Here is a 4588-nt window from a genome sequence, read left to right as displayed (position 1 = left end):
GACTGGCGGTGTCACAGCCTGCAACCATCATCGTGACCGCTCGAGGGCTGGTTCACCGTTATTGAATCGGGGGATCGAGGTGGATGCCTTCGGCTATCCGGATGCAAAGTCCGCCGGATAGCACGGATAGCAGGATCTGTCGAATAGCAGGATCTGTCGGATTTGGGCGAGGCGAAGATTCCGGTTTTAGGCGTGGCCGCGGAGCTGTCCGCGTGGCACGCGGGCAGCCGAGGCCCGACGTCCGGAGCGCGCGATCCGGGCGCCGGATCAGCGCCAGGAGTCGATGTGGCCGACGATCTTCGCGGGGGATCCGGCGGCGACGGCCTTGGGCGGCACGTCCCGGGTCACCACCGAGCCCGCGGCGACGACGGCGCTCTCGCCGATCGTCACGCCCTTGAGCACGATAGCCCCCGTGCCGATCCAGGCCCGGTCCTCCAGCACGATCGGCCCGCTCATCGGCTGCTCCACGCCGTCGACGACCATCGGATGGAAGTCGTTGTCGAGTAGCTGGGTGTCCCACGAGACGTTGCAGCAGGCGCCGATCGAGACGCGTTCGCGCACGAGGATCTTGGCGAACCCGTTGATGTTCGCCCCGGGGCCGAGTTCCAGTACGCCCGAGTCGACGACGATCCGCACGCCCCGCTGCAGCGACACGACACCTTCGCAGCGCAGGCGGCCCTCGGGATGCACCCGGATGATCGAGGTGTCGCGCCGGGTCGACAGTCCGAACGCGCCGAGCCCCACCCGTAGCGCTGCGCCCTCGGCGAACTCGATGCGTTCCCGGCCTTCGATCACGGTGGGGGAACCGGTCCAGATCGGTTGCCTGTACGCGAGCGGGTAACGCAGCCCGGCCACGAACGAGCGGGCCGAGGTCTCCTGCGCCGCCCGCAGCGAACGAACGTGCCGCACATACTCCCGCAGATCATTTCTGAACGCACCCACGGAGCAACAGTAGGCGCTGCCCCGATGGCCGGGACTGCCCGGCTGTCGGCTCGCCGGGGCGGGCATGCCACTCTAGAGTCGTGCGCGAGCCCTCGACGGAGCGTGCACCATCGCCACGGACCGGCGATCGGGGCGGGAACTGACGACGTCGGGCCGCCAGGACGCCGGCCCGGGACGCCGCTGGGCCGGAACGACGACCGGGAGCCACACCGACGTGAGTGTCAGCGCCATCCACCGACCTGAACATCCGCAGGCCGGCACCCCAGTGCGGGCGGCTTCCGGGGACGGCGTCGCTGCCGCCGGTCCGGACACCCCTTACGTGACCATCGTGCTGCCCTGCTACAACGAGCAGGACCATGTGGTGCTCGAACTCGAGCGCATCACCGCCGCGATGGACGCGAGCGGTTACTCCTACGAAGTCTTGGCGATTGACGACAAGTCGACCGACAACACGCTCGCGGTGCTGCGCGAGGTGGCCCCGCGGTTCCCGTGCATGCGGGTGATGCCGTTCCGCCGCAACGGTGGTTCCGGCACGGCCCGCCGGATCGGGACCCAGGAGGCCCGCGGCAAGATCGTCGTTTGGACCGACGCCGACATGACGTACCCGAACGAGCGCATCCCGGAGTTCGTCCGTTACCTGGACGACAACCTCGACGTCGACCAGGTCGTCGGGGCGCGCCGCACCGAGGAGGGTACTCACAAGTGGGCCCGGGTGCCGGCGAAATGGTTCATCCGGATAATCGCCCAGCGGCTGTCCGGCATGAAGATTCCCGACCTCAACTCCGGGCTTCGTGCCTTCCGCCGGGACGTTTCCCTGCCCTATCTGCGGCTACTGCCCCCCGGTTTCTCCTGCGTCACCACGATCACGATGTCCTTCCTGTCGAACCAGCATCCGGTGGATTACCTCCCGATTGATTACGCAAAACGGTCCGGAACGTCGAAGTTCCATCCCTTCCGGGACGCGCGGCGTTACATCCTTCAGGTGCTGCGGATGGTGATGTACTTCGATCCGATCAAGGTTCTCATGCCGGTCGCCCTGTGGATCATGGGTTTGGGTTTTGTCAAGCTGATCGTGGACGTGATCCGCTACGACTTCCATGTGGCGACGTCGACGCTGCTGGCGATTCTGGTCGGCTTCCAGATCGTCGTGCTGGCGTTGATCGGCGATCTGGTGGCCCGCTCGCGCAGCGACACCTGACCGGCGTGCGCATCGCGATCGTCGGTCCGACCCATCCCTACAAGGGGGGGATCGCGCAGCACACCACCGAGCTTGCGCACCGGCTGTCGGCGCGGGGCCACGAGGTGGCGGTCGAGTCCTGGTCGGCGCAATACCCCGCGCGGCTCTATCCCGGCGTGCAGCGCGTCACCGAGCCCGAGATGGAGCCGTTCGAGGTCACCCGCTACCCGTTGTCGTGGCGCAGACCGGATGGGTGGATCCGGCTCGGCAGGCGCCTGCGGCGGCAGGCCGACGCGGTGATCCTGGTCGTCGTCACCCCCGTGCAGGCCCCGGCCTACCTGGGCGTCCTCGGCGCACTGCGGGCCCCGGGGCTGCGGGCCCGGGGGCTGCGCGGCCGGGGCACGGGTTCCGGGCGAGCGGGTTCCGGAGGCGCGGGTCCCACGGTCGTGGCACTCTGCCACAACGTCCTGCCGCACGAGCGCCGGGCCGTGGACGAACCGCTGACCAGTGCGGTGCTGCGCCGGTCGTCGGCTGTTCTCGTCCACACGCCGGCCCAGGCGGAGCTCGCCGCGTGCCTCACCCCTGCTCCGGTCCTGGTGGCCGAGATGGCCACGCACCTGTGGTCCTCGCGTCTGCCGTCCTCGGGTCCGTCCTCCTCGGGTCTGCCGTCCTCGCCGCCCGGGCCGGTGGCCGGCCGCGGTGGGCCATCCGCCGACGTCACCCGGCGCAATCTGCTGTTCTTCGGGCTGGTGCGGCCGTACAAGGGACTGGACGTCCTGCTGCGGGCGTTGGCCCGCGGGCCGGCGGACGTTCGTCTCACCGTCGCCGGCGAGTTCTGGGGCGGGACGGGGGAGACCGCCCGCCTGGTCGAGGAGCTCGGCCTGGCCACCCGGGTGGACCTGCGGTCGGGCTATGTCGACGCGGCGGAGGTGCCCGCGCTGTTCGCCGGTGCCGACGCTCTGGTGCTTCCCTACCGGGCCGGAACGGCGTCGCAGAACGTCGATCTCGCGCACCTGCACGGTGTGCCGGTCGTGGCGACCACGGTGGGAACACTCGCCACCACGGTCCGCGATGGCGTGGACGGTCTACTCGTGCCGCCCGACGACGCGGAGGCGCTGGCGGTGGCGCTGCGGCGGCTCTACGAGCCCGGCGTGCTCGCCGGGCTGCGCTCGAAGGTCATACCGCCGGACATCGACGGGGCGTGGGAGCGTTACCTTGATGTGACGTTGGGCGCGTTTGGGCACACCTGAGCCGTGGCGTATGCGCGAGTCACGGCCCATCCCTGGATCGTGGACCACGCGTGAATCGTGGACTCGGAAGGCGGACTGGAATGAGCAAGGCTGACCGGATGGGCCGGGCTGACCGGATGGGCGGGGCCGACCTGTGAGCCCGGTGCGGGCCGACGCCCTCGCCTTCGTGGGCCATCAGGTACATGTCATGCGTCGCCGGGAGGTCGGCACCCTGCTGTCGTGGGCGGGGGAACTGGCCGGGCGCACCCTGCTCGATGTGGCCGGCGGTGACGGCTACTGGGCCGGCCAGGCCGTCCGTCGCGGGGCTCGGGCGGTGTGCCTCGACCTCGCCCGGCACAAGCTGCAGTTCGGTCGCCGGCTGCGCGGGCATCCCGGGCTCGTCGAGGGGGACGCCTTGGCGCTGCCGTTCGCCGCGGCCACGTTCGACGTCGTTATGTCGGTCTGCGCCATCGAGCACTTCGACGATGGGCCGGCCGCGCTTGCCGAGATGGCGCGGGTGCTGCGTCCGGGTGGCGACCTGGTGATGTCTGCCGACGCCCTCACCCGGGCGGCGTCCTGGCCGGATCTGTTCGACCGGCACCGCGAGCGCTACTACGTCAGGCACACCTATTCCGGCGACCATCTCGCCAAGCTGCTCGACGATGTCGGGCTCGAGGTCATTCGGCAGACGTACATGTTCCGCAGCGAACGCGCCGAGCGGCTCTACCTGACCTTGTCCGCCAAGGGCGGCAGGACGGGATGGAACGCCGCGGCCGTGCTCTCGCCGGCCGTCGCCCTGTCGGACCGGCGGGCTCCCGACACCGCGGGCAGCGTCGTACTCACCCACGCCCGCAAACGGGAGGGCTGAACGATGGCGTCCGCCGGCCGGTCGGCACGCCCGGGCCCCGGCCGTGAACCGCGCCGGCAGCCGGAGCACGGGCCGCGGATGGGCCCGCCGCCGCCCCCCACCTCCCTGCGTAACCAGCGCATCCTCGCCGTCGTCCTGACCGTGCTGCTGTTCGGGCTGATCGTGGCCGGGATGGGTGCCGGGTTCGCGCTCTTCGGCCATCGGGGCTGGGGATACCTGGTCGGCGGGATCTCCTGCGCCGTGATGGCACTCGCGGCCCTGCGCGCCTGCGGCCGCTGACCCCGCCGGCCCACCGGCCCCGGCTGTCCGGGGACCGGGCCGGCTGTCCGGGAATGGAGGAGGCAGGGGCAGACTGTGACCCGTGCGTGTGGG

5 protein-coding genes are annotated in these 4588 nt (G+C 70.4%); 4 read left to right on the top strand and 1 reads right to left on the bottom strand.

Features of this window, described 5'->3' with window-relative positions:
* Positions 1-267: 267 nt before the first annotated feature.
* A complete protein-coding gene (locus AC08OT_RS02180; protein WP_476593610.1) occupies positions 268-942 on the bottom strand; it encodes an acyltransferase in 675 nt (224 codons plus the stop codon).
* Between the two features lie 214 nt (positions 943-1156).
* On the opposite strand from AC08OT_RS02180, the gene AC08OT_RS02175 reads away from it, so the two are divergent.
* From AC08OT_RS02175 to AC08OT_RS02160, 4 genes are all read left to right on the top strand, one after another.
* Positions 1157-2140, top strand: a complete 984-nt coding sequence (locus tag AC08OT_RS02175; protein WP_462187461.1) for a glycosyltransferase family 2 protein — start codon at positions 1157-1159, stop codon at positions 2138-2140.
* A gap of 5 nt (positions 2141-2145) precedes the next feature.
* The gene (locus tag AC08OT_RS02170; protein ID WP_476593611.1) at positions 2146-3369 is read left to right on the top strand and encodes a glycosyltransferase; all 1224 of its coding nucleotides are present in this window, start codon (positions 2146-2148) and stop codon (positions 3367-3369) included.
* A gap of 133 nt (positions 3370-3502) precedes the next feature.
* Positions 3503-4216 carry a class I SAM-dependent methyltransferase gene (locus tag AC08OT_RS02165; protein WP_476593612.1) on the top strand — a complete coding sequence of 238 codons (714 nt, stop codon included), beginning with the start codon at positions 3503-3505 and terminating at the stop codon, positions 4214-4216.
* A gap of 3 nt (positions 4217-4219) precedes the next feature.
* Positions 4220-4495 (top strand): hypothetical protein, encoded by a 276-nt coding sequence (locus AC08OT_RS02160; RefSeq protein WP_476593613.1) that lies wholly within the window; start codon positions 4220-4222, stop codon positions 4493-4495.
* Positions 4496-4588: the final 93 nt, after the last annotated feature.

It is taken from the genome of Frankia sp. CgJB1 (assembly GCF_977947065.1).
Note: the sequence above shows the minus strand (reverse complement) of the source record. Positions and strands in the feature narration are given on the sequence as shown.

Excerpts from the sequence above, each read along its gene's own strand:
- AC08OT_RS02160 (WP_476593613.1), top strand. The coding sequence starts at position 4,220 with ATGGCGTCCGCCGGCCGGTCGGCACGCCCGGGCCCCGGCCGTGAACCG.